At 65.4% G+C, this 20,048-nt stretch carries 24 protein-coding genes and 1 riboswitch; of the genes, 13 read left to right on the top strand and 11 right to left on the bottom strand.

The features are described from left to right. The first annotated feature begins 206 nt into the window (after positions 1 to 206). From ACNJYA_RS34605 to ACNJYA_RS34585, 5 genes are all read left to right on the top strand, one after another. Entirely contained in the window at positions 207 to 1,289 is a 1,083-nt protein-coding gene (locus ACNJYA_RS34605; RefSeq protein WP_212259368.1) for a branched-chain amino acid aminotransferase, read from the top strand. 264 nt (positions 1,290 to 1,553) lie between these two features. Beyond that, the gene (locus ACNJYA_RS34600) at positions 1,554 to 2,078 is read left to right on the top strand and encodes a YegJ family protein (protein WP_439401552.1); all 525 of its coding nucleotides are present in this window, start codon (positions 1,554 to 1,556) and stop codon (positions 2,076 to 2,078) included. Positions 2,079 to 2,281: 203 nt separating this feature from the next. Continuing rightward, positions 2,282 to 3,796: a histidine--tRNA ligase gene (gene hisS / locus ACNJYA_RS34595; RefSeq protein ID WP_212259370.1), complete on the top strand. Its 1,515-nt coding sequence runs from the start codon at positions 2,282 to 2,284 to the stop codon at positions 3,794 to 3,796. A gap of 100 nt (positions 3,797 to 3,896) precedes the next feature. Then, positions 3,897 to 4,100 carry a tautomerase family protein gene (locus ACNJYA_RS34590; protein WP_025033847.1) on the top strand — a complete coding sequence of 68 codons (204 nt, stop codon included), beginning with the start codon at positions 3,897 to 3,899 and terminating at the stop codon, positions 4,098 to 4,100. A gap of 199 nt (positions 4,101 to 4,299) precedes the next feature. After that, positions 4,300 to 4,692 (top strand): thioesterase family protein, encoded by a 393-nt coding sequence (locus ACNJYA_RS34585; protein WP_128264805.1) that lies wholly within the window; start codon positions 4,300 to 4,302, stop codon positions 4,690 to 4,692. Positions 4,693 to 4,816: 124 nt separating this feature from the next. Here ACNJYA_RS34585 and proC read toward each other — a convergent pair whose 3' ends face one another. After that, positions 4,817 to 5,692, bottom strand: a complete 876-nt coding sequence (gene proC / locus ACNJYA_RS34580) for a pyrroline-5-carboxylate reductase (RefSeq protein ID WP_212259401.1) — start codon at positions 5,690 to 5,692, stop codon at positions 4,817 to 4,819. A gap of 139 nt (positions 5,693 to 5,831) precedes the next feature. Further along, positions 5,832 to 6,332: a YbjN domain-containing protein gene (locus ACNJYA_RS34575; protein ID WP_172788755.1), complete on the bottom strand. Its 501-nt coding sequence runs from the start codon at positions 6,330 to 6,332 to the stop codon at positions 5,832 to 5,834. 433 nt (positions 6,333 to 6,765) lie between these two features. After that, positions 6,766 to 6,924: riboswitch (FMN riboswitch) on the top strand. Between the two features lie 78 nt (positions 6,925 to 7,002). Between ACNJYA_RS34575 and ACNJYA_RS34570 the strand changes: the two genes are divergently transcribed. Beyond that, positions 7,003 to 7,560: a 6,7-dimethyl-8-ribityllumazine synthase gene (locus ACNJYA_RS34570; RefSeq protein ID WP_036027167.1), complete on the top strand. Its 558-nt coding sequence runs from the start codon at positions 7,003 to 7,005 to the stop codon at positions 7,558 to 7,560. Positions 7,561 to 7,672: 112 nt separating this feature from the next. Here ACNJYA_RS34570 and ACNJYA_RS34565 read toward each other — a convergent pair whose 3' ends face one another. The 7 genes from ACNJYA_RS34565 to lgt all read right to left on the bottom strand — a co-directional run bounded on the left by ACNJYA_RS34565 (position 7,673) and on the right by lgt (position 14,583). Next, on the bottom strand, positions 7,673 to 8,707 hold the full coding sequence (locus ACNJYA_RS34565; protein WP_439401551.1) for a D-alanine--D-alanine ligase family protein: 1,035 nt from the start codon (positions 8,705 to 8,707) through the stop codon (positions 7,673 to 7,675). Continuing rightward, a complete protein-coding gene (locus tag ACNJYA_RS34560) occupies positions 8,704 to 9,732 on the bottom strand; it encodes a putative zinc-binding metallopeptidase (RefSeq protein ID WP_439401550.1) in 1,029 nt (342 codons plus the stop codon). The genes ACNJYA_RS34565 and ACNJYA_RS34560 overlap by 4 nt, the downstream gene beginning before the upstream one ends. Before the next feature lie 223 nt (positions 9,733 to 9,955). Then, on the bottom strand, positions 9,956 to 10,909 hold the full coding sequence (locus ACNJYA_RS34555) for a ribose-phosphate pyrophosphokinase (RefSeq protein WP_172788752.1): 954 nt from the start codon (positions 10,907 to 10,909) through the stop codon (positions 9,956 to 9,958). A gap of 194 nt (positions 10,910 to 11,103) precedes the next feature. Beyond that, positions 11,104 to 11,721: a hypothetical protein gene (locus ACNJYA_RS34550; protein ID WP_439401549.1), complete on the bottom strand. Its 618-nt coding sequence runs from the start codon at positions 11,719 to 11,721 to the stop codon at positions 11,104 to 11,106. Positions 11,722 to 11,834: 113 nt separating this feature from the next. Then, entirely contained in the window at positions 11,835 to 12,602 is a 768-nt protein-coding gene (pgeF, locus tag ACNJYA_RS34545; RefSeq protein WP_439401548.1) for a peptidoglycan editing factor PgeF, read from the bottom strand. After that, entirely contained in the window at positions 12,599 to 13,717 is a 1,119-nt protein-coding gene (locus tag ACNJYA_RS34540) for a class I SAM-dependent methyltransferase (protein ID WP_439401547.1), read from the bottom strand. The genes pgeF and ACNJYA_RS34540 overlap by 4 nt, the downstream gene beginning before the upstream one ends. 20 nt (positions 13,718 to 13,737) lie before the next feature. Beyond that, positions 13,738 to 14,583: a prolipoprotein diacylglyceryl transferase gene (gene lgt, locus ACNJYA_RS34535; RefSeq protein ID WP_172788748.1), complete on the bottom strand. Its 846-nt coding sequence runs from the start codon at positions 14,581 to 14,583 to the stop codon at positions 13,738 to 13,740. Between the two features lie 197 nt (positions 14,584 to 14,780). Between lgt and ACNJYA_RS34530 the strand changes: the two genes are divergently transcribed. The 4 genes from ACNJYA_RS34530 to ychF all read left to right on the top strand — a co-directional run bounded on the left by ACNJYA_RS34530 (position 14,781) and on the right by ychF (position 17,887). Then, the gene (locus ACNJYA_RS34530) at positions 14,781 to 15,041 is read left to right on the top strand and encodes an accessory factor UbiK family protein (protein ID WP_100235986.1); all 261 of its coding nucleotides are present in this window, start codon (positions 14,781 to 14,783) and stop codon (positions 15,039 to 15,041) included. 359 nt (positions 15,042 to 15,400) lie between these two features. Continuing rightward, positions 15,401 to 16,120: a 50S ribosomal protein L25/general stress protein Ctc gene (locus tag ACNJYA_RS34525; protein ID WP_172788747.1), complete on the top strand. Its 720-nt coding sequence runs from the start codon at positions 15,401 to 15,403 to the stop codon at positions 16,118 to 16,120. A 58-nt stretch (positions 16,121 to 16,178) separates the two neighbouring features. Continuing rightward, on the top strand, positions 16,179 to 16,784 hold the full coding sequence (gene pth / locus ACNJYA_RS34520; RefSeq protein WP_212259376.1) for an aminoacyl-tRNA hydrolase: 606 nt from the start codon (positions 16,179 to 16,181) through the stop codon (positions 16,782 to 16,784). Positions 16,785 to 16,789: 5 nt separating this feature from the next. Next, positions 16,790 to 17,887, top strand: coding sequence for a redox-regulated ATPase YchF (ychF, locus tag ACNJYA_RS34515; protein WP_439401546.1), 1,098 nt, complete (start codon positions 16,790 to 16,792; stop codon positions 17,885 to 17,887). 148 nt (positions 17,888 to 18,035) lie between these two features. Here the strand turns inward: ychF and ACNJYA_RS34510 are convergent, their stop codons facing one another. Continuing rightward, complete coding sequence (locus ACNJYA_RS34510; RefSeq protein WP_018648333.1) at positions 18,036 to 18,332, bottom strand: DUF4282 domain-containing protein; 297 nt, start codon at positions 18,330 to 18,332, stop codon at positions 18,036 to 18,038. A gap of 179 nt (positions 18,333 to 18,511) precedes the next feature. Here ACNJYA_RS34510 and ACNJYA_RS34505 point away from each other — a divergent pair, with 179 nt between their 5' ends. The 3 genes from ACNJYA_RS34505 (at position 18,512) to ACNJYA_RS34495 (ending at position 19,785) form a co-directional block, all read left to right on the top strand. Then, on the top strand, positions 18,512 to 18,964 hold the full coding sequence (locus tag ACNJYA_RS34505; protein ID WP_172788744.1) for a MaoC family dehydratase: 453 nt from the start codon (positions 18,512 to 18,514) through the stop codon (positions 18,962 to 18,964). Then, positions 18,964 to 19,443 carry a MaoC family dehydratase gene (locus ACNJYA_RS34500; RefSeq protein WP_439401545.1) on the top strand — a complete coding sequence of 160 codons (480 nt, stop codon included), beginning with the start codon at positions 18,964 to 18,966 and terminating at the stop codon, positions 19,441 to 19,443. Before ACNJYA_RS34505 ends, ACNJYA_RS34500 begins: the two co-directional genes overlap by 1 nt. A 195-nt stretch (positions 19,444 to 19,638) precedes the next feature. Continuing rightward, positions 19,639 to 19,785, top strand: a complete 147-nt coding sequence (locus tag ACNJYA_RS34495; RefSeq protein WP_027545961.1) for a hypothetical protein — start codon at positions 19,639 to 19,641, stop codon at positions 19,783 to 19,785. A gap of 38 nt (positions 19,786 to 19,823) precedes the next feature. On the opposite strand, the gene ACNJYA_RS34490 is transcribed toward ACNJYA_RS34495, so the two are convergent. Then, complete coding sequence (locus ACNJYA_RS34490; protein ID WP_007614812.1) at positions 19,824 to 19,961, bottom strand: hypothetical protein; 138 nt, start codon at positions 19,959 to 19,961, stop codon at positions 19,824 to 19,826. Positions 19,962 to 20,048: the final 87 nt, after the last annotated feature.

Genomic DNA, 20,048 nt, shown 5'->3' with positions numbered 1-20,048 from the left:
CCGTGCGATTGTCGAGCGGCATTTCGGCAAAACATACTGGACTTCCGCCTTCCGCAAAAGCATGTCCTCGGGGACATGCTGGCCGCGGAAACCGGCCGTAACATGGCTGGTGGCGGTCCGGCCAGAAACCCAATCAAGCCAGCCGGGCCCGAACGGGCAGGCGGGCGCGAGAAACAGCGCCGCCACCGGCAGCGGGAGGCAAGGACATGAGCATGACATTCGACATCCAGCCCGCATCCAATCCGACGCCTGAGAAGGACCGTGTCGCCAAGCTGGTGGATCCCGGCTTCGGGCGGGTGTTCACCGATCACATGGCCATCGTCCGCTACAACCAGGCCAAGGGCGGCTGGTACGAGGCGAAGATCGAGGCGCGCGCCAACTTCCAGCTCGATCCCGCCGGCGCGGTCCTGCACTACGCCCAGGAGATCTTCGAAGGCCTGAAGGCCTACAAGCGCGACGACGGCGGCGTGAACCTGTTCCGCCCCGACGCCAATGCGCGGCGCTTCAAGGACTCGGCCGATCGCATGGCGATGGCGCAGCTGCCCGAAGACGTCTTCATCGAGGCGGTCGAGCAGGTCGTGCGCATCGACCGCGCCTGGATGCCGGGCGGCGAGGGCAGCCTTTACTTGCGCCCGTTCATGATCGCGAGCGAGACCTTCCTTGGCGTCAAGCCGTCGTCCGAATACATTTTTGCGGTGATCGCCTCGCCGGTCGGCTCCTACTTCAAGGGTGGGCCTGCGCCGGTCTCGATCTGGGTGTCGGAGAACTACACGCGCGCCGCGATCGGCGGCACCGGCGCAGTGAAATGCGGCGGCAATTATGCCGCGAGCCTGCGCGCCCAGGCCGAGGCGATCCAGCATGGCTGCGACCAGGTCGTCTTCCTCGATGCGGTGGAGCGCCGCTACATCGAGGAGCTCGGCGGCATGAACGTGTTCTTCGTGTTCGACGACGGCTCGCTCTCGACGCCGCCGCTCGGCACCATCCTGCCCGGCATCACCCGCGACTCCATCATCGCGCTCGCCCGGGATGCGGGCAAGACGGTGCGCGAGGAGCCTTATTCGCTCGATCAGTGGCGCAAGGATGCGGCCGCAGGCAGGCTCAAGGAAGCGTTCGCCTGCGGCACCGCCGCCGTGATCTCGCCGATCGGCAAGGTGCGTTCGGTCAGCGGCGACTTCGAGATCTCGGGCGGTGCGGCCGGCCCCGTCGCCATGGGCTTGCGCAAGCAGCTCGTCGACATCCAGTACGGCCGCACCAACGATCCGCACAACTGGATCCGCAAGGTGTTTTGATCTCGTCACCCTCCCCTGGAGGGGGAGGGTCGATCGCGCGCAGCGCGAGCGGGGTGGGGTGATCTCTCAACTCGGGCAGTGTTCGATGTGGAGAGACCGTCACCCCACCCCGTCTCTCATCTTCGCTACGCTCAGATGCGAGCCGACCCTCCCCCTCCAGGGGAGGGTAAGAAGCGCAATGTTTGTGGACTCTTGCGCAGTGAACGTGCTGCTGCCGACAGGCGACAAAGCCAGGACACAACAAGCATCCTGGACATCGCAATCATGGCAATGAAACTCTCCCAACCCATGAAATGGATCGTACTCGCCGCCATCACCGGCGCTTCCGTTTTCGGCATCCTGACCATCGGCCCCACGCACGAGGTCGCAGCGCAGGACCGCTCGCCGATCGTCGACGTGCGCACCGGCGATCCCGAGATGAATGCGGCGATCGCGCGAGCCCGCGCCACGCTCCCCACCTTCTGGACTTCCTATGAATCGCCAAAGCCGTCCGAGACCGGACACGCCCTGAAGGTACACTTTACGACCCGCAGGGGCGGCGAGCACGTCTGGATCGGCGAACTGAAGAAGCAGCCCGGCGGGACATATTCGGGCCTGTTCGCCAACGAGCCGCGCGATCTGCCGGGCAAACACGCAGGCGACGCGGTCAAGTTCACCGAGGCCGACATCTCGGACTGGATGTTCATGCGCAACGGCAAGATCGTCGGGGGCGAAACCATCAAGCCGCTGCTCAAATCCATGCCGAAAGCCGACGCCGACGCGCTCCGGGCGCGGATGGAGCAGCCGTAGAATGACCTTCTTCCTTCTCCCCTTGCGGGAGAAGGTGGCGCGAAGCGCCGGATGAGGGGTTGTTTCCGCGAACTCAGCATGGCGTTTGTGGATAGAGACCCCTCACCCGTCTCGCCGCTTCGCGGCGAGCCACCCTCTCCCGCAAGGGGAGAGGGTAAAAGCCCCCGGTTGCCGCCCCGCGCCGCGGCTGGTAAACGCCGCGCATGGCCGAGAAACCCAAAAAACCCCAGAAACTGAAGGCGCGTCTGCCGCGCGGGCTCGAGGATCGCGATCCCTCAGCGATCCGGGCGACGCGCGAGATGGTCGAGAAGATCCGCGCCGTCTACGAGCTCTACGGTTTCGAGCCGGTGGAGACGCCGGCGATGGAATACACCGACGCGCTCGGCAAATTCCTGCCCGACCAGGATCGCCCGAACGAGGGCGTGTTCTCGTTCCAGGACGACGACGAGCAGTGGATCAGCCTGCGCTACGACCTCACCGCGCCGCTCGCCCGCTACGTCGCCGAGAATTTCGATACGCTGCCGAAGCCCTATCGCAGCTACCGCGTCGGCTATGTCTTCCGCAACGAAAAGCCCGGCCCCGGCCGCTTCCGCCAGTTCATGCAGTTCGATGCCGATACGGTCGGTTCGGCGACGCCGGCGGCGGATGCCGAGATCTGCATGATGGCGGCGGACACGATGGAGGCGCTCGGCATCGCGCGCGGCCAGTACGTGGTGAAGGTGAACAACCGCAAGGTGCTCGACGGCGTTCTGGAAGCCATTGGCCTGGCAGGTGAGGAAAATGCGGCGCGCAGACTGACCGTGCTGCGCGCGATCGACAAGCTCGACAAGTTTTCCGCGGACGAAGTGCGCAAGCTGCTTGGTCCCGGACGCTGGGACGGTGGCGAGGAAGGCAAGGGCGACTTCACCAAGGGCGCCAATTTGAGCGCGGCGGAAGCCGACGTCGTTCTCGCCATCACCAAGCCGCGCGAGGATTGGAAAGAAGCAATTGCCGCGGCAGAAACCTATCTCGCCAAGAGCGAAGTCGGTCAGGCCGGCGTCAGCGAGCTGGAAGAGATTGCAAAGCTGGTCACGGCGTCGGGCTATGGCGCGGATCGCATCAAGATCGATCCCTCCGTCGTCCGCGGCCTCGAATATTACACCGGCCCCGTCTACGAGGTCGAACTGCTGCTCGACACCAAGGACGAGAAGGGCCGCCCGGTGCGCTTCGGCTCGGTCGGCGGCGGCGGGCGCTATGACGGCCTCGTCTCGCGCTTCCGCGGCGAGCCGGTGCCGGCGACCGGCTTCTCGATCGGCGTGTCGCGGCTGCAGGCCGCGCTGACGCTGCTCGGCAAGCTCGACACGCGGCCCGAGTTCGGCCCAGTCGTCGTTACCGTGTTCGACCGCGACCGCGTCGCCGACTATCAGAAGATGGTGGCGAGCTTGCGAGGTGCCGGCATCCGCGCCGAGCTTTATCTGGGTAACCCCAAGAACATGGGCAACCAGCTCAAATATGCCGATCGCCGCAACTCACCTTGCGTCATCATCCAGGGCTCGGATGAAAAGGCGCGCGGCGAGGTGCAGGTCAAGGATCTGATCGAGGGCGCCAAGGCGGCCGCCGCGATCGCCTCCAACCAGGAATGGCGCGAGACGCGGCCGGCGCAGTTCTCGTGCAGCGAGACCGATCTCGTCGCCAAGGTGCGCGAGGTCCTGGCCCGCCATGACGTGAGCTGGGGCTAGCTATTCGCTGACGCCGTCATGCCCGGGCTTGTCCCTGGCATCCACGTCTTGTTTGATGGCGACCGTCAATGGCCGGTGTTCGGCCGCAAGGGAGAGAAAAATGCCTGAGATCACCATCAGCATGGCCGAAGGCCGTACCGACGAGCAGAAGGCCGGCATGATGCGCGACATCACCCAGGCGCTGGTGAAGAATCTCGGCGTCGATGCCGATGCCGTCGTCATCCAGATCAACGAAGCCCCGCTCCGCCACAAGATGAAGGGCGGCAAGACCTTCGTGGAGCGCGCGGCGGCGGCGAAGAAGTAGCCATCGGCAGTTCGGCATTCACGGCTGTCGTCCCGGACAAGCGTCAGCGCAGATCCGGGACCCATAACCACGGGAAGTGGTTGTGAAGTGAAGCGGTCACTCCGAGTCCCCGCAACTACGACGTCCTGTGGTTATGGGTCCCGGATCGGCGCGCGCTTAAGGCGCGCTTGTCCGGGACGACACTGAGTTTGAGGTCCCCATGGACGCACGCGACTTCATCACAACAGGCATGAGCGCCGAGCGCACGCTGGTGGTCCCGGTGGAGCGCACTGTCGGGCATTTCGTATCAGGCATGCCTTTTGTCTACGCGACCCCGATGATGATCCTGGAGATGGAGATGACGTCGGGCGATGCGATCCGCGCCGCGCTTCAGCCAGGCTGGGTCACTGTCGGTACCGAGGTCGACATCCGCCATCTTGCCGCCGCGCTGGTCGGCGCCACCGTGCGGACCACCGCAAAGGTGGTCGCGGTCGAGCGCCGCGTCATCCGCTTCGAGGTCGAGGCGTTCGAGGGCACGCGCAAGCTCGGCGAAGGCCGCCACGCCCGCGGGCTCGTGAATGTCGAGATGTTCAACAAGCGGTTAGGGGCGTAGCGGCGAGCGCCGTGCCGTAGGGTGGGCAAAGCGGAGCGTGCCCACCACTTCAGAGGGACAATTGAAAGATGGTGGGCACGGCGCTTCGCGCCTTTGCCCACCCTACGGCACCTACGGCACCTGATTACTTCGCCAATTCCTTCGACCGCTTTGTCGCCGCCGCGATGGCGCGGATCATGAGATCGCGCAGGCCCGGCTCGCCCATCAGCACGCCGAGCGCTGCGGCCGTCGTGCCGCCGGGCGAGGTGACGTTCTGGCGCAGCGTGCTCGCGGGCTGCTCCGACTGGTGCAGCAATTCGCCGGAGCCGGCGACGGTCTCGCAGGCGAGCTTGGTCGCCAGCGCTTCGGGCAATCCCGCTTCAACGCCGGCGCGGGCGAGCTCTTCGGCGAGCAGGAACACATAGGCCGGGCCCGAGCCGGACACGGCGGTGACCGCATCCATCAATTCTTCGTCCTCGACCCATTCGACCGAGCCGGTGGCGCGCAGCAACGCATCCGCTATCGCGCGCTGCGCGGCGCTGACGTCGTTCGCCGCGACCGCGACGGTGATGCCGCGGCCGATTGCGGCCGGCGTGTTCGGCATCGCGCGCACCACGGCGCCGCCGCAGACCGCCTGGAGCGAGGCGATCGTGGTGCCCGCCATGATCGAGACCACCGAGGTCTTGTCCGAGACGAACGGCTTCAGCTTGGCGCCGGCCTCGCGGAACATCTGCGGCTTCACCGCCACGACCAGCGTCTCGACAGCGCCTGCGGTCGTCACATCAGGATTGAGCACGACACCCTTGGCGGCCAGCGCGGAGATCTCGGGCGCAATGTGCGGCTCGATCACCGCGACGCGGCGCGGATCGAGCCCGCCTGCCAGCCATCCGGTCAGCATCGCGCCGCCCATCTTGCCCGCGCCGGCGAGCAGGATGGTGCCGGTGATGTTTTGGAGGGTGCTGCTATTGGCCACTGCGGTCACCACAAATTCGGTGTCGTCCCGGCGAAGGCCGGGACCCATAACCACAGGCGGTTCTAATGGATGGAGAGCAGAGCAACAAGCATCGTGCCATACGGGGAAAATCACGCGGTATGGGTCCCGGATCTGCGCGCGCTTTAGGCGCGCTTGTCCGGGACGACGTTTGGGAGCGAGGCGAGCCCTACGCCTCCCCGACCGTGTCGAACATCGCCGCGTCCATGGCCTGCGCCGTCGTCTTGCCGGCCCACACCACGAACTGGAACGCGGGGAAGTAGCGCTCGCAGGCATGGATGGCGCCGGCAAGCATCACTTCGCATTGCGCGGGCGAGGCGATGAGGCCGCCCGGCAGCACCAGGGCCTGGCGGTGCATCACCATGCCGGTGTTGGTCCACAGGTCGAAATGGCCGACCCACAGCTGCTCGTTCACGGCGGCGACGAGCCGCTGCACCTCGCCGCGGCGCGCGGGTGGAATCTTCATGTCGAAGGCGCAGGCCAGATGCAGCGCCTCGATCTCGCCCATCCAGGTGAAGGAGAGCTGGTAGTCGGTCCATTGTCCCTTGGAGACAATCGTGAGTTCGTCCTCGCCGGAGCGTTCGAACGGCCAGTTGTTGCTGGCGGCGATGTCCTCGACCACCGCGAGCGGATGGTTTCTGGAATCGATAGTGCCTTCGAGCAGGGACATGCCGTCTCGACCTCTTGCCTTCTTGTTGTCTTTGATACGCACACGGTTGGGCCCGGCACGCGCTCCCTAAACGTCGCTACGGCGTCCCCTCGGATTAGCCTATGCAATCTCCTCGGAGTCGCTGTTGCGATCCCTCGGATCAGCGCGGGCCTGTCGCGGATCAAGTGATGTGATTTGCGGAATCTGCGCAACGGGGTCGCGAGTCCGTCCACAAGCCAGGACTCGTTCGTCCACAGCTCATCTCCGCCACAATTCTTAACGGACGAGAACAAACCGGAATCGGATTCCGCAAAAGCGCTCGCCGCAAATTCCGCCGGGCGAGGGCTGGGCCGCCGTCCGGGCATGGGACCATGCGCTTTGCCCATGCGGAACACGCTTGCCGCGACTGCCCGCCGGCGGCATATTTCCGACTAGGCCGTTCATCCCGGACGGCCGATGTTCTCAGGGCGGGGTGAAAGTCCCCACCGGCGGTAAGGGCCGAAAGGCCCAAGCCCGCGAGCGCCTTCCGTGAGGGTTATCCCGAAGGGAAGGGTCAGCAGATTCGGTGCAACTCCGAAGCCGACGGTTAAAGTCCGGATGAAAGAGAACGGTCGCTGGCAGACGCATCGAGACGATGCGGCTGTTTGTCGTTCCGTGTGCCCTGATTCTGGTCCTTAAACCGAGGAAAGCCATGAATCAGATGCTGCAAGATCCCCAAACCGAAACGTCCCAAACGCCGCCGCCGGTTCCCGTGGACCCGGCACCTGCGCATCCGCGCTTCGCCAAACCGCAGCGGGTGGCCTTCGTGCAGGCCTGCTGGCACCGCGACGTGGTCGCGGAAGCCCGCATCGCCTTCATGAAGGAGGCGGAAGCCCGTCACCTCACCCATGTCGACGTGTTCGAGGTGCCGGGCTCGTTCGAGATCCCGCTGCACGCGCAGGTCCTCGCCAAGACGCGGCGCTACACCGCGATCGTCGCGGCCGGCCTCGTCGTCGATGGCGGCATCTACCGGCACGAATTCGTCGCCGACACCGTGATCAAGGCGCTGATGGACGTGCAGCTGCGCACCGAGGTGCCGGTGTTCTCGGCCGTGCTGACGCCGCAGCAATTCCACGAGACCGAGGTGCATTACGACTTCTTCCGCAAGCACTTTGCGATCAAGGGTGTCGAGGTCGCGACCGCCTGCGCGGAGACGTTGCACGGCCTGGAGCGCCTGCGCGGCCAGGTCGCCGCGGGGATCGTGGGGTAGGCACACTGCCGTAGGGTGGGCAAAGCGAAGCGTGCCCACCTCTTCTCGCGAGACAAAAGGGCGGGCACAACGCTTTGAGCCTTTGCCCACCCTGCGATGCAATCGCCTCTCGTCACCCCAGCGACACACCCGCCTTGGCGCGGGTGATCCCAAGCGTCAGGATGCGACGCAGAAGATCTCCATAGTTCAGCCCGTCGTGCTGAGCCGCGGTGGCGAATTCCTGGCTCTTGGCGATCTCCGGGTTGGGATTCGCTTCGATGAAATACGGCGTGCCGTCGGCGGCGAGACGAAAATCGATGCGCGCGTAACCGTCGAGGCCGAGCGCCCGGTAGATGCGTTTCGCGGCACGCTGGATGCGTGCGGTGACCTCGGGCGCAAGATCGTTCGCCGGCCCGTCGACGATGCCGACGCGTTCCTGGTACTCGGTGTCGTGCTTGGCTTTTTCGGTGGCGATGTGGCGTGACCTGCGCCCGCCCATGCTGCCGAACTTCAATTCCCAGACCGGCAGGACGCGCAGCCGGTTGTTGCCGAGCACGCCGACATAGAGCTCACGCCCCTCGATGAACTGCTCGGCGATGGCGGCGGTCTCCACGCGCTCGTGGATGAAGGCGACCCGTTCCGCCAGCTTCTCGTCGGTATCGACGATCGAGGCCTGCGATATGCCAAAGGACCCGTCCATGTTCAGCGCCTTGACGATCAGCGGCAGCGCAAGATGTTTTGGCCGTTTCACCTTGCGGCGCATCGGGAAGACGGCGAAGGCGGGCGCCGCGATACGGCGGTGATGCGCGAGCGTCTTGGACAGATCCTTGCCGCGCGCCAGGATCAGGCCACGCGGGTTGCAACCGGTGTAGGGCACCTTCATCAGCTCGAGATAGCTGGCGATGTGCTGGTCGTAGGCGACGTTGTAGTGGAATTCCTCCAGCAGCGTGAAAACCACGTGCGGCTTGAACTCCTCGATCGCTTCGCGGATTGGTCTGACTTCCTCCTGCGCGCCGAGCGGGCGCACCTCGTGGCCCGCGGCACGCAAGGTGCTGACGACGTCGTATTCCGTTTTCCAGACGTTGATCTCCTGCGGCGTGTATCCGTCGGAGGAGTCCGGCGGCAGGAAGTCCGGATGCATCAGCACCAGAATACGGAGGCGTCTCATAGCGCGATCCATTTGCGCCGAGACGGGCCAAAAAGCGCGTGCATCGTCTTGGCGGTCACGAGGACAATGAAATCGAGAACGAGCTTCTGTTCGGGGCCCACGGCACGCAAATCGAGATCGCGGCAGCGGGAGATCATCTCGTCAAGCACGGCATCGAGCGTGAGCTGGTTCTCGCCCGTCCAGCGCGCGACCAATTGCCTGATCTGGGAGCGGTGCCGCCTGATCAGGGTCGAGGCCGGCGTTGACCGATGGTGCCGCGGGTCGGCTGAAAACAGCCGGGAGAGGTCGCGGTCGTAGGTCTTTGGTGGCGTGAACGCGTAGAACGCCTGCTTTTTCTTGTAGTGCTCTTCGAGTGTCTGGTTGAGCCGGCCCAGCGGGTCGACGCGCTCCCGCGTCGTGATCGACGGCCGCTTTCCGGCGATCTCGCCCATCAGCTCGTCGACATATTCGAGCTTCTTCAGCGCCGGCCAGCCGGCATATCGCGTTCGCCAGTTCGAGCGCGGCCGCAGCCACACCGCAAAGGTTTCGGCGAAATCTTCGTCCGGATGGCTCTGTGCGTACCAGAGCCGAAGGTGTTGAACGTAACGCCGGCTGGCGGGATTGGGCCGGTAGTAGCGCGGGTAGTGCTTCGACGATGGGCCGAACAGCTGCTGCCAGCGCCGCCGCCGCTGCAGCTGGTAACCATGCTGCAAGGCATGCCCCGCCTCGTGACGGAGGATGGCCATGCACTCGCGCCAGGTTCCGCCCTCGACGTCGAACATCATCTTCTTCTCGAGCTTCATCAGGCGCGGATGGGCGAGATAGAAGGGGATGGCGATGCCGGGCACGTCGCCCGGACTGAACCATTCGCTCGAGATCCATGTGTGCGGCCGCAGCCGGATGCCGCGCTCTTCGAGTTCCTCGTAGAGCGTGCCGACGCAGTCCTCGAGCCAGGTGCCTTCGACCGTAACCCTCAGGCTGCGGAGGCGTTGCTTGAGCAACTCGTCATCCGACAGCTTCTCCCAAGCAAATTTCCGGCGTGGCATCAGGCATCCAGAGGGCAGAGATGACTCGGTATCTGGATGATGTCATGGGTCGCCGACGGCAACAACCCGCGGGGGCTGTGATGCGGGGACCGTGGCGTTGCGGGATGGTCGTCGTTCCGGGGCGTGCGTAGCACGTGCCGGGATCCATCGATCTACGCGGACCGCAAGATGGATTCCCGGTTGGCCTCCCTCCAGGCGTCCGGAATGACGGCCGCAAAAAAAATCAGTCGAACAGGCTCGACACCGATTCTTCCGCCGCCGTGCGCGCGATCGCATCCGAGATCAGGCTGGCGATCGGCAGCGTGCGGATGTTCGGCGCCTTGGTCACCGCCTCGGTCGGCAGGATGGAGTCGGTGATCACCAGCTCCTTCAGCCTGGAGCCGGCGATGCGGGCGGCGGCGCCGCCGGAGAGCACGCCGTGGGTGATGTAGGCGTAGACGTCCTTGGCGCCCTTGGCGAGCAGCGCATCGGCCGCATTCACCAGCGTGCCGCCGGAATCGACGATGTCGTCGACGAGGATGCAGGTGTGGCCGGAGACGTCGCCGATCACGTTCATGACCTCGGACTCGCCCGGCCGCTCGCGGCGCTTGTCGACGATCGCGAGCGGGGTGTTGATGCGCTTGGCGAGGCCGCGCGCGCGGGCGACGCCGCCGACGTCGGGCGAGACCACCATCGTCTTGGTCAGGTCGAACTTGTCCTTGATGTCGCGCACCATCAGCGGCGCGGCGAACAGGTTGTCGGTCGGAATGTCGAAGAAGCCCTGGATCTGGCCGGCATGCAGGTCGAGCGTCATGACGCGGTCGACGCCGGCCTGCGTGATCATGTTGGCGACGAGCTTGGCCGAGATCGGCGTGCGCGAACCGGACTTACGGTCCTGCCTGGCGTAGCCGAAATAGGGCAGCACCGCGGTGATGCGGCGCGCCGAGGAGCGGCGCAGCGCGTCGGTGATGATCAGGAGCTCCATCAGATGGTCGTTGGCGGGGTACGAGGTCGACTGGATGACGAAGGCATCCGAGCCGCGGACGTTCTCCTGGATCTCGACGAAGATCTCCATGTCGGCGAAGCGCCGCACCACCGCCTTGGTCAGCGGCAGGTCGAGGCCTTGCGCGATCGCCTGGGCGAGGGCCGGATTGGAGTTGCCGGCGACGAGCTTGATGGAGCCGTTTTTGGCCGACATGGACGCTTCCTCCCGCGCTTTGCTGGATACGACCTTCAACATCAGAAAATACCCGCTGGCAGCACGGTTACGACGGGCGAGGAAATATCAGGCGGAAGGCCGCAATGGCAACCCGGGATGATACGTTTTCCCTTTGAAAATCCTGAGTCGGGCCAACGGCTTGGCCGCAAGTTGCGGCCGTGGTTTAGCGGGGGTTATTGCTCGGCATAGCCGAGCGCAGAGGCCGGCATGTCAGGCGCGGGCGCGTCCTTGACGACGCTTGCCACTGCCGGTCCCCGCAACGCCGGAGCCGCGCCTGGTGCATCCGGCGCTCCGTTGATCATGTTGGAAAGTCCGCTGAATCCGGCCTGGGCGATCTTCCGCAGCACGAGGTCGTCGGCAGCAGCCCAGGCGTCGCGACCAGCCTTGGCCGAGGTCGGTTCCTCGCCGGAGAGGCGCAGCGCGCGCTGCTGGTTGGCGTCGTAGACGTCCCAGACCCAGGCGATCACGGTCTTGCCGCGTACCACCTGGGCGGAGAGGTAGCTGCGCACGCGATAGGCAGCCGTGCCCTCGCGGGAGACCACGGACAGGCTGCGCAGCTTGGATTCGCTGTCGAGCACGCCGACCATGCGGTCGAACACTTGCGGCGGTGGGCCGTCAATCGATTCGAAGGCAACGGTCGCCCCGCTGCCGGCGCTCGGCGCCATCGCATAGGAATTGGCGGCACTGCCGCCACCCCCGGCGCAGCCGCCAAGCGCGGCCGCTGCCGCCAGCAGCATGACCGCCAGCACGCGCGAACCCGCGCGGCGGAAGATGAATGACGCGTCCCTCATTATGGAGGGCAGCGATATCGTTAAAATCGATTAAGGTCTAGGGCAGGCGCGACACAGGCCACTGTCATCGTGCCGGGGCATCGCCCCGGAAAAACACGGAGTTGCCCGTGTGTTCACGCTTCCAGCGCAATCGCGTGAACGTGGCGGCCGTAATCCGGCTCCTTGCGGTGCACCGAGCGGCGATAGCTGAAGAAGCGCTCGTCGGAATAGGTGTCGAGACCGAGGTCGTCGATCATCAGGATGCCGGCGGCCTCCAGACGCTTGCGGATGAAGCCGGCGAGGTCGAACATCGCGTGGCCCTCGCGTACCGACGGGATGAAGAACACAGCGTTCTCCGCATCCGCCTCGATGAAGCGCGCGACGAACTCGTTGCCGACCTCGTAGCTGTCCTGGCGGATCAAGGGGCCGATCGCGGCGATGATGCCGCCGCGCGTGGCGCCGAGCTGCTCCATCGCCGCGATGGTCGCTTCCAGCACGCCTGTCAGCGCGCCCTTCCAGCCGGCATGCGCACCGCCGATCACGCGTGCCTGGGGATCGACGAACAGCACCGGGCCGCAATCGGCGGTGGAGACGCCGAGCGCGATGCCCGGCGTCTTCGTCACCAGCGCATCGCCTTTCGGCCGCGGCCCGCTCGGCCACGGTGCCTCGGCAATGAGCACGTCGGGCGAATGGATCTGGTGCAGGCTGATGAAGCGCTCCGGCGCGACGCCGACATGCTCGGCCATGCGGCGCCGGTTCTCGGCGACCAGGGCCTGGTCGTCGTTGGAGCCGAGCCCGCCGTTCAGCGCGGAATAGATCCCGCCGGAGACGCCGCCTTCGCGGGTGAAGAAGGCATGGCGGAGGCCGGGCACTGCCGACAGCAGCGACGAAGCGATCGTCATGAGGCCTCTCCTGCCTGTTCGAGATCGCTGAGGCCGGCAAGGCCCGTCAGCCGCGGCTCGGAGATGCCGAGCACCTTGAACATCGAGCCCATGCCGCCACGCCCGGTATCGGTCAGGCGCTTGAGCGCCACTGAAATGTCGGTGGCGACGTCGGGCGCAGCTTTCTGCATCAGGGCGGCGGCGCGGGTGTCGATGCCGATCCGCTTGAGGAAGTCACCTTGCGTCACCGGCCCATGCACGCGCGCGCCGACATCCTCGGCCGCGCGCGCCAGCGCCTGGAAATCGACATGGGCGGTGACGTCGGCCTGGCCCGGCGCCTTCAAGGGATCGGCGAAGGTGTGGCGTGCGATGGCCTGGAAGGTATCGCCGGCGTCGCTGCGCAGATGGCCGTAATCGATGATCAGCGCCGCGCCGTCCTGATCGCGCACGCGCGTGGCGAGCTTCATGATCTCGCCGTCGGGGCGCCACTCGAACACGGCACCGATGGGGGCGGCGCGCACCAGGGGCGGCAGCAGCACGTCGAAGCGGGGCGTCGGCTCCGGCGCCGCGCCGAACTGAAGCTTGCCGTTGGGATCGATCTCGATCACGCGCTCGTGCCAGCCGTTCTCGAGCCGGACCATCTGGTAGATCGGCAGCACGTCGAAATATTCGTTGGCGAGGATGATGCTCGGTCCTTCCGGCACCTCGTCGATGCTGTCGTGCCAGGCGATGTTGCGCACGTTGGCGAGCGTCGCGCTCTGCCGGTCGCGCAACACGGGATTGACCTCGACCATGTGGATGTGGAGCGCCTGGTAGAGCGGCGGCAGCACGCGGAGAGCGCGCAGCGCATCCGCCATCATGGTGCCGCGGCCGGGGCCGAGCTCGATCAGCCGCAGGAATTGCGGCGAGCCCATCTGCTTCCACACCGAGGCGGTCCACAACCCCAAGAGCTCGCCGAACATCTGGCTGACTTCGGGCGCCGTGGTGAAATCGCCCTCGCGCCCGAGCGGATCGCGCGAGACGTAATAGCCGTAGCGCGGATGCATCAGGCACAGTTCCATGTACCGCCAGACCGGCATCGGTCCAGAGGATTTGATCAGCGCCTTGATCTCGTTGAGGAGCGGCTGGTCGGTCACGGCGGTCTTCTCGAAATCAATTAACGAATGGCCTGGACGGGCGTCGGCGCACCGCGCCTGACAGCCCATACAATAAGTATGGCGCCGACGATAAGCATCGGGATCGACAACAGCATGCCCATGGTTAATCCGCCCCAGAGAAAACCGAGCTGCGCGTCCGGCTCGCGGAAATGCTCGCCGGCGATACGGGTCAGGCCATAGATCAGGATGAAGCTGCCGAGGATCATGCCGGGCCGCTTCAAGGCGCCGAAGCGGATCATGATCGCGAGCACGGTAAACAGCAGGATGCCCTCCATGCCCGCTTCGTAGAGCTGGCTCGGATGGCGCGGCAGCTGTGTCGGATCGTTGGGGAAGATCATCGCCCAGGGCAGGCTCGGGTCCGTGGCGCGGCCCCACAATTCGCCGTTGATGAAATTGGCGATGCGTCCGAGCAAGAGCCCGACCGGGGCGACCGCGGTGGTGATGTCGCCGAGCGACAGGATCGAGATGCCGCCCCGATAGGCGAACCACATCACCGCGACGACGCAGCCGAGGAAGCCGCCGTGGAACGACATCCCGCCCTCCCACAATTTGAAGATCGCGGCGGGATGATCGATGAAGAAGGGCAGGTTGTAGAACAGCACGTAGCCGGTGCGGCCGCCGAGGATGATGCCGAGCGTGACCCACAGGATGAAGTCGTCGATCTGCACCAGCGACATCGGCGCCGGTCCGCCCCACAGGTGCTCCTTCTTCAGCAGCGAGCGCGCATAGAGCCAGCCGAACACGATGCCGCAGATATAGGCGAGGGCATACCAGCGGATCGCGAACGGGCCGATCTCGATCGCGATCGGCTTGAAGGCGGGAAAGTCGATCAGCAGAAACGGCATCGCGCCTTCTATGTCCAAGCGGGATCGCGGCGGTTGGGCGCCGCAGACGCCCCGTGATTCCTCTTATGCAGGGACGTTGAATACGATTGCAAGGAAACCGGCGCATGACAAGGATACCGCCGCTTCGCCCTTGAACCGGCCTCGTCGGATTGCCATTGTCTCCCGTGAGTTCGCGCAAAGTTTATCGGAGGCCAAAAATGACCCAGACCAGCAACCGGTTTTTCGACGAGATCGGCCGCCTGATGAACGACGCCGCCGGTGCTGCCCAGGGCGTCAAGCGCGAGTTCGATACGGTGATGCGCAGCCAGGCCGAAAAATTCCTGCGCGACATGGACCTCGTCAAGCGCGAGGAGTTCGAGGCGGTCAAGGACATGGCGCGCCTGGCGCGCGAGGAGAACGAAGCCCTGAAGGCGCGGATCGCGGCGCTGGAGGCAAAGCTGGGCGGTACCCCGACGTAAGCCGCGGTCTCTCTGACCCTCCCCTGGAGGGGGAGGGTCGATCGCGCGCAGCGCGAGCGGGGTGGGGTGATCCCTCCACACGGGGACTGCCCGAGGGCAGAGATCACCCCACCCCGTCTCACATTTCGCTACGCTCCATGTGAGCCGACCCTCCCCCTCCAGGGGAGGGTAAGAACCCGGGCCCTCTAGGGGAGGGTGCAACCCCCCGGGCTGCCAGCCCATTCTCCTTGTCATTTCCGCGTCTTCCGGGTAAAAGCCCGCCACGTCCGCGGCCCCCGCACCCCTGGAGGCTTGCTGTGGACCATGCCATGGGCCGCCTTGCGGCCCATTAACTTTTGCAAAAACAAGGACTTAACGACATGGCGACGACCGTCAAGGAATTGAAGGCGACCGCACGTCCGAAGAGCGGCAAGGGGGCCGCCCGGGCTGAGCGTCGCGCCGGGCGAGTGCCCGGAGTGATCTACGGCAACAACCAGCCCCCGCTGACGATCTCGATCGAAGATCGTGAACTGCGCCAGCGCATCCTCGCCGGCCGGTTCCTGACCACGCTGGTCGACATCGACCTCGAGGGCAAGAAGCACCGCGTCATTCCGCGCGACTACCACCTCGATCCGGTCAAGGACTTCCCGATCCATGTCGACTTCATGCGGCTGGGCGAAGGCGCCACCATCCGCATCAGCGTTCCCCTGCACGTGGTGAAGGCGGAAGGCTCCCCGGGCGTGAAGCGCGGCGGCACCGTCAACATCGTCGCCCACGCGATCGAGCTCGAATGCGGCGTCGAGAGCATCCCGCAATACATCGAAGCCGATGTCGGCGCGCTCGAGATCGGTCACTCCCTGCATCTGGCCGACATCAAGCTGCCGGCCGGCGTGAAGGCGCTGACCCGCGAGGACGCGACCCTCGTCACCATCGTGCCGCCGTCCGGTTACGCCGAAGAGCAGAAGGCCGCTGCTGCGGCTGCCGCTGCTGGTGCTGCCCCGGGCGCTGCGGCCGCTCCGGCCGCTGGTGCCGCGGCTCCGGCCGCTGCTGCTCCTGCCGCTGCCGCCAAGGCTCCCGCCGGCGGCGACAAGAAGAAGTAATCTCTCGAAGCTGGCGCGCGGTCCTTGACCGCGCGCCGAGCGGGGGGCGCGCCGCGTCATGCGACTCTTTGTTGGGCTCGGCAATCCCGGCGCGAAATACGCACGTAACCGGCACAATATCGGCTTCATGGCCGTCGACGAGATTGCGCGGCGTCATGGCTTTGCGCCATGGCGCCGCCGCTTTCAGGGCGAGACCTCGGAAGGTGCGCTCGGCACTGAGCGCGTGATCCTGCTCAAGCCCACGACCTACATGAACGAGTCCGGCCGCAGCGTTCAGGAAGCGGCGAGCTTCTTCAAGATCGCGCCAGGGGACACCACCGTGTTCCACGACGAGCTCGAGCTGCCGCCGGGCAAGGTGCGGGTGAAGATCGGCGGCGGCATCGCCGGCCATAATGGCCTGCGCTCGATCTCGGCGCATATCGGCAACGATTATCGCCGGGTGCGGCTCGGCATCGGTCATCCCGGCGTCAAGGAGATGGTGCACGGCCATGTGCTGTCGGACTTCGCCAAGGCCGACAACGAATGGGTGGCGACGCTCTGCGACGCGGTCGCCGAGCACGCCGCACTGCTCGCCAAGGGCACGGACGCGACCTTTGCCAACAGGGTGCATCTGGCCATGCAGGCGAAGGGATTTTTGACCAAGGACGAGAACGGCAAGGAATAACGCTCGTGGGATTCAAATGCGGGATCGTCGGATTGCCCAATGTCGGCAAGTCGACCTTGTTCAATGCGCTGACCGAGACGGCCGCGGCGCAGGCCGCGAACTATCCGTTCTGCACGATCGAGCCGAATGTCGGCGAGGTTGCTGTCCCCGATCCGCGGCTCGACAAGCTCGCGGCGATCGCCAAGTCGGGCCAGATCATCCCGACCCGGCTGACCTTCGTCGACATCGCCGGCCTCGTGCGCGGCGCCTCCAAGGGCGAAGGGCTCGGCAACCAGTTCCTCGCCAACATCCGCGAGGTCGACGCCATCGCGCATGTGGTGCGCTGCTTTGAAGACTCCGACATCACCCATGTCGAAGGCAAGATCGCCCCGCTCGCCGACATCGAGACCATCGAGACCGAGCTGATGCTCGCCGATCTCGACAGCCTCGAGAAGCGCGTCGACAACCTCACCAAGAAGGCCAAGGGCAACGACAAGGACGCCAAGGAGCAGCTCGATCTCGTCAACCGCACCCTGGTGCTGCTGCGCGACGGCAAGCCCGCGCGCCTCGTCGAGCGCAAGGCGGAGGAGGAGCGGGCGTTCTCCATGCTCGGCCTGTTGTCGTCAAAGCCCGTGCTTTACGTCTGCAACGTCGAAGAGGGATCCGCGGCCACCGGCAACGCCTTCTCCAAGGCGGTCGAGGAGCAGGCCGCGAAGGAGGGCGCGGTTGCCGTCGTCATCTCCGCCAAGATCGAATCCGAGATCGCGACCATCTCGCGTGACGAGCGCGCGGACTTCCTGGAGACCTTGGGCCTCGAAGAAGCCGGCCTCGATCGCCTGATCCGCGCCGGCTACTCGCTGCTTCATCTCATCACCTACTTCACCGTGGGTCCGAAGGAAGCGCGCGCCTGGACCATCCATCGCGGCACCAAGGCGCCCGGCGCGGCCGGTGTGATCCACACCGATTTCGAGAAGGGGTTTATCCGCGCCGAGACCATCGCGTACGAGGATTACGTCACGCTCGGCGGCGAAGCCGGTGCCCGCGATGCCGGCAAGCTTCGCCTCGAAGGCAAGGACTACGTCGTCGCCGACGGCGACGTGATGCATTTCAGGTTTAATACGTAGGCACCATCATCGGTGCCGTAGGGTGGGTTAGACGAGCATATGCGCGAAGCGCATCTGCTCGGCGTAACCCACCACTGTCTCGGTCCGCAGAGACAGAAGAAGTGGGTTACGGCTTCGCCTAACCCACCCTACGGCACTTGCGCCGACCTCACCGCATCCCGCCGCCCTGGTCCCGGATCGCGCCGAGATGCTCGTTGATGCGGAAGACGATCAGGATCAGCTCCGCGACGATGCGCGAGAACACGATGCCGACCACGACGCTGGCGATCGACGACAGCAGCACCAGGAAGCCGCCGAACGGGCTGATCGCCATCGCAGCGAGGCCTGAGAAGATGCCGGAGAGGCCGAACAGGCAGATCAGCGCGATCACCAGCCAGTAGAAGGTCTTGATGATCGTCGGCGTGATGAAGCGGTCCCATTGAAACAGGTCGCTGAATGAAAACATTGCTTTCCCCAAGGCAAATCGGGACGTCAAATTTGGGCCGCGTCGATGCATTCTGGCCCTCGGCTGATCCGACTCAAAACCGCGGCCACCCCGTATGTAGCACGAGCCATGCGGGCCGGCGGGTTGAGATTGCCGCAAAGTGCGGCCACAATCTGTCATTCCCGCAAAGCTTTCCCGAGATGACCCTGACCTTCGAAGATTTCCCGCCCGGCCGGTTCGGAACGTTCGGCCCGCGCCATGTCACCCGCGACGAGATCCTGGCCTTTGCCGCCGAGTTCGATCCGCAGCCGATGCATTTGGACGAGGCGGCCGCGGCCAAAAGCATGCTGCGCGGCCTGTCCGGTTCGGGCTGGCATCTGTGCTCGCTGATGATGCGGATGATGGCCGACGGCTTCATCACCCGCGCCGCGTCACTGGGATCTCCCGGCGTCGACGAGGTGCGCTGGCTCTCGCCGCTGCGGCCCGGCGACGATCTCACGCTCGATGTCGACGTCCTGGAGGCGCGGGTCTCGAAGAGCCGTCCTGAGCTCGGCATCGTCAAGTTCAAATGCACCGCGCGCAATGCGGCGGGGCAGGCGCTTGCCGAGATGACCTCGCCGATCCTGATCAAGCGGCGCGAGGGAGCGGCCTGATGCGGTTCTTCGAAGACATCGCGATCGGACAGCGCCGGGAGATCGGCGCGTACACGTTCACGGCGGAATCCATCAAGACATTCGCCGCCAAGTTCGATCCGCAGCGCTTTCACCTCGACGAGGAGGAGGGCAAGAACTCGCTGTTCGGCGGGCTCGCGGCCTCGGGTTGGCATGTCGGTTCGGCCTGCATGAGCCTGCTTGTCGCCGACGGCCAGCGTCTGGCGCGCGAGGCCGTCTCGCGCGGCGAAGAGGTTGCGGTATGGGGCCCGTCGCCGGGCTTTCGCGATCTGCGCTGGATCAGGCCGGTGCTCGCCGGCGACACCGTCTCTTACGTCAGCGTCGTCATCGACAAGCGCACCTCCGCCTCCCGTCCCGGCTGGGGCATTTTGACGGCCCGCACCATCGGCACCAACCAGCGCGGCGAGGAGGTCTATTCCATCACCGCCTCCGCCTTCGTGCCGCTGCGCAAGGGCGGCTAGATCCGTTCCAAGATGAACGGGCAAATGAGTACGCGAGTGTTGCCCGCGCGCTATGGACGCGATTCCGGGTGGCTGCCATAAGCCTGCGCAACATGGTGACCGCGAAGCTTTTGGCGGAACCAGTGAGTTGCTAACTAATTATGAACCTGTCGCTGTCTATTTGAAACGAATTGGCAGAGACAGGGGACGAGGACCATGGCTGACCGCGGCGCACTCAAATTTGTTGGATTCATCTTCGCGACTGCGACGCTGGCCGTGATGCTGGTCGCCGGCATGGTGGTGAAGGGCTATGCCGATGGCGCCTACACGCTGGAAGCCTCGACCGTGGAAGCGGCCCGGTAAGAAGTCGTTAATGATCGCGGCCGGCATCCGGCCGCAGCTCAGCGGCTGTAGACGAACGCCAGGATGGCGATCGCAACCGCCAGCAGCCCGACAAAGCGCAGCATGATCGTGCCGAACTGATTCGGCGCGGGCCGCAACGGGATCGGGTCCGTGGTGTCGGGCCGAATGCTTTCCATGACATGTCCCCTGAGCCCGGCCGCGACGGCACGGGCGCTTGGCGTTTGTCGCCGGGAAGGGGCGGTGGGTTCAATGGTGGGCGTTGG

This window comes from Bradyrhizobium sp. BLXBL-01, assembly GCF_051853025.1.
Taxonomy (GTDB): Bacteria; Pseudomonadota; Alphaproteobacteria; order Rhizobiales; family Xanthobacteraceae; genus Bradyrhizobium.
The sequence above is the reverse complement of the archived record's forward strand: the minus strand, read 5'-3'. Positions and strand labels throughout refer to the sequence as shown.

What these genes read in the sequence shown, in the direction of transcription:
- ACNJYA_RS34605 (WP_212259368.1), top strand. Translation starts at nt 207, where the DNA reads ATGAGCATGACATTCGACATCCAGCCCGCATCCAATCCGACGCCTGAG.
- ACNJYA_RS34600 (WP_439401552.1), top strand. Translation starts at nt 1,554, where the DNA reads ATGGCAATGAAACTCTCCCAACCCATGAAATGGATCGTACTCGCCGCC.
- hisS (WP_212259370.1), top strand. Translation starts at nt 2,282, where the DNA reads ATGGCCGAGAAACCCAAAAAACCCCAGAAACTGAAGGCGCGTCTGCCG.
- ACNJYA_RS34590 (WP_025033847.1), top strand. Translation starts at nt 3,897, where the DNA reads ATGCCTGAGATCACCATCAGCATGGCCGAAGGCCGTACCGACGAGCAG.
- ACNJYA_RS34585 (WP_128264805.1), top strand. Translation starts at nt 4,300, where the DNA reads ATGGACGCACGCGACTTCATCACAACAGGCATGAGCGCCGAGCGCACG.
- proC (WP_212259401.1), bottom strand. Translation starts at nt 5,692, where the DNA reads ATGGGTCCCGGCCTTCGCCGGGACGACACCGAATTTGTGGTGACCGCA.
- ACNJYA_RS34575 (WP_172788755.1), bottom strand. Translation starts at nt 6,332, where the DNA reads ATGTCCCTGCTCGAAGGCACTATCGATTCCAGAAACCATCCGCTCGCG.
- ACNJYA_RS34570 (WP_036027167.1), top strand. Translation starts at nt 7,003, where the DNA reads ATGAATCAGATGCTGCAAGATCCCCAAACCGAAACGTCCCAAACGCCG.
- ACNJYA_RS34565 (WP_439401551.1), bottom strand. Translation starts at nt 8,707, where the DNA reads ATGAGACGCCTCCGTATTCTGGTGCTGATGCATCCGGACTTCCTGCCG.
- ACNJYA_RS34560 (WP_439401550.1), bottom strand. Translation starts at nt 9,732, where the DNA reads ATGCCACGCCGGAAATTTGCTTGGGAGAAGCTGTCGGATGACGAGTTG.
- ACNJYA_RS34555 (WP_172788752.1), bottom strand. Translation starts at nt 10,909, where the DNA reads ATGTCGGCCAAAAACGGCTCCATCAAGCTCGTCGCCGGCAACTCCAAT.
- ACNJYA_RS34550 (WP_439401549.1), bottom strand. Translation starts at nt 11,721, where the DNA reads ATGAGGGACGCGTCATTCATCTTCCGCCGCGCGGGTTCGCGCGTGCTG.
- pgeF (WP_439401548.1), bottom strand. Translation starts at nt 12,602, where the DNA reads ATGACGATCGCTTCGTCGCTGCTGTCGGCAGTGCCCGGCCTCCGCCAT.
- lgt (WP_172788748.1), bottom strand. Translation starts at nt 14,583, where the DNA reads ATGCCGTTTCTGCTGATCGACTTTCCCGCCTTCAAGCCGATCGCGATC.
- ACNJYA_RS34530 (WP_100235986.1), top strand. Translation starts at nt 14,781, where the DNA reads ATGACCCAGACCAGCAACCGGTTTTTCGACGAGATCGGCCGCCTGATG.
- ACNJYA_RS34525 (WP_172788747.1), top strand. Translation starts at nt 15,401, where the DNA reads ATGGCGACGACCGTCAAGGAATTGAAGGCGACCGCACGTCCGAAGAGC.
- pth (WP_212259376.1), top strand. Translation starts at nt 16,179, where the DNA reads ATGCGACTCTTTGTTGGGCTCGGCAATCCCGGCGCGAAATACGCACGT.
- ACNJYA_RS34510 (WP_018648333.1), bottom strand. Translation starts at nt 18,332, where the DNA reads ATGTTTTCATTCAGCGACCTGTTTCAATGGGACCGCTTCATCACGCCG.
- ACNJYA_RS34505 (WP_172788744.1), top strand. Translation starts at nt 18,512, where the DNA reads ATGACCCTGACCTTCGAAGATTTCCCGCCCGGCCGGTTCGGAACGTTC.
- ACNJYA_RS34500 (WP_439401545.1), top strand. Translation starts at nt 18,964, where the DNA reads ATGCGGTTCTTCGAAGACATCGCGATCGGACAGCGCCGGGAGATCGGC.
- ACNJYA_RS34495 (WP_027545961.1), top strand. Translation starts at nt 19,639, where the DNA reads ATGGCTGACCGCGGCGCACTCAAATTTGTTGGATTCATCTTCGCGACT.
- ACNJYA_RS34490 (WP_007614812.1), bottom strand. Translation starts at nt 19,961, where the DNA reads ATGGAAAGCATTCGGCCCGACACCACGGACCCGATCCCGTTGCGGCCC.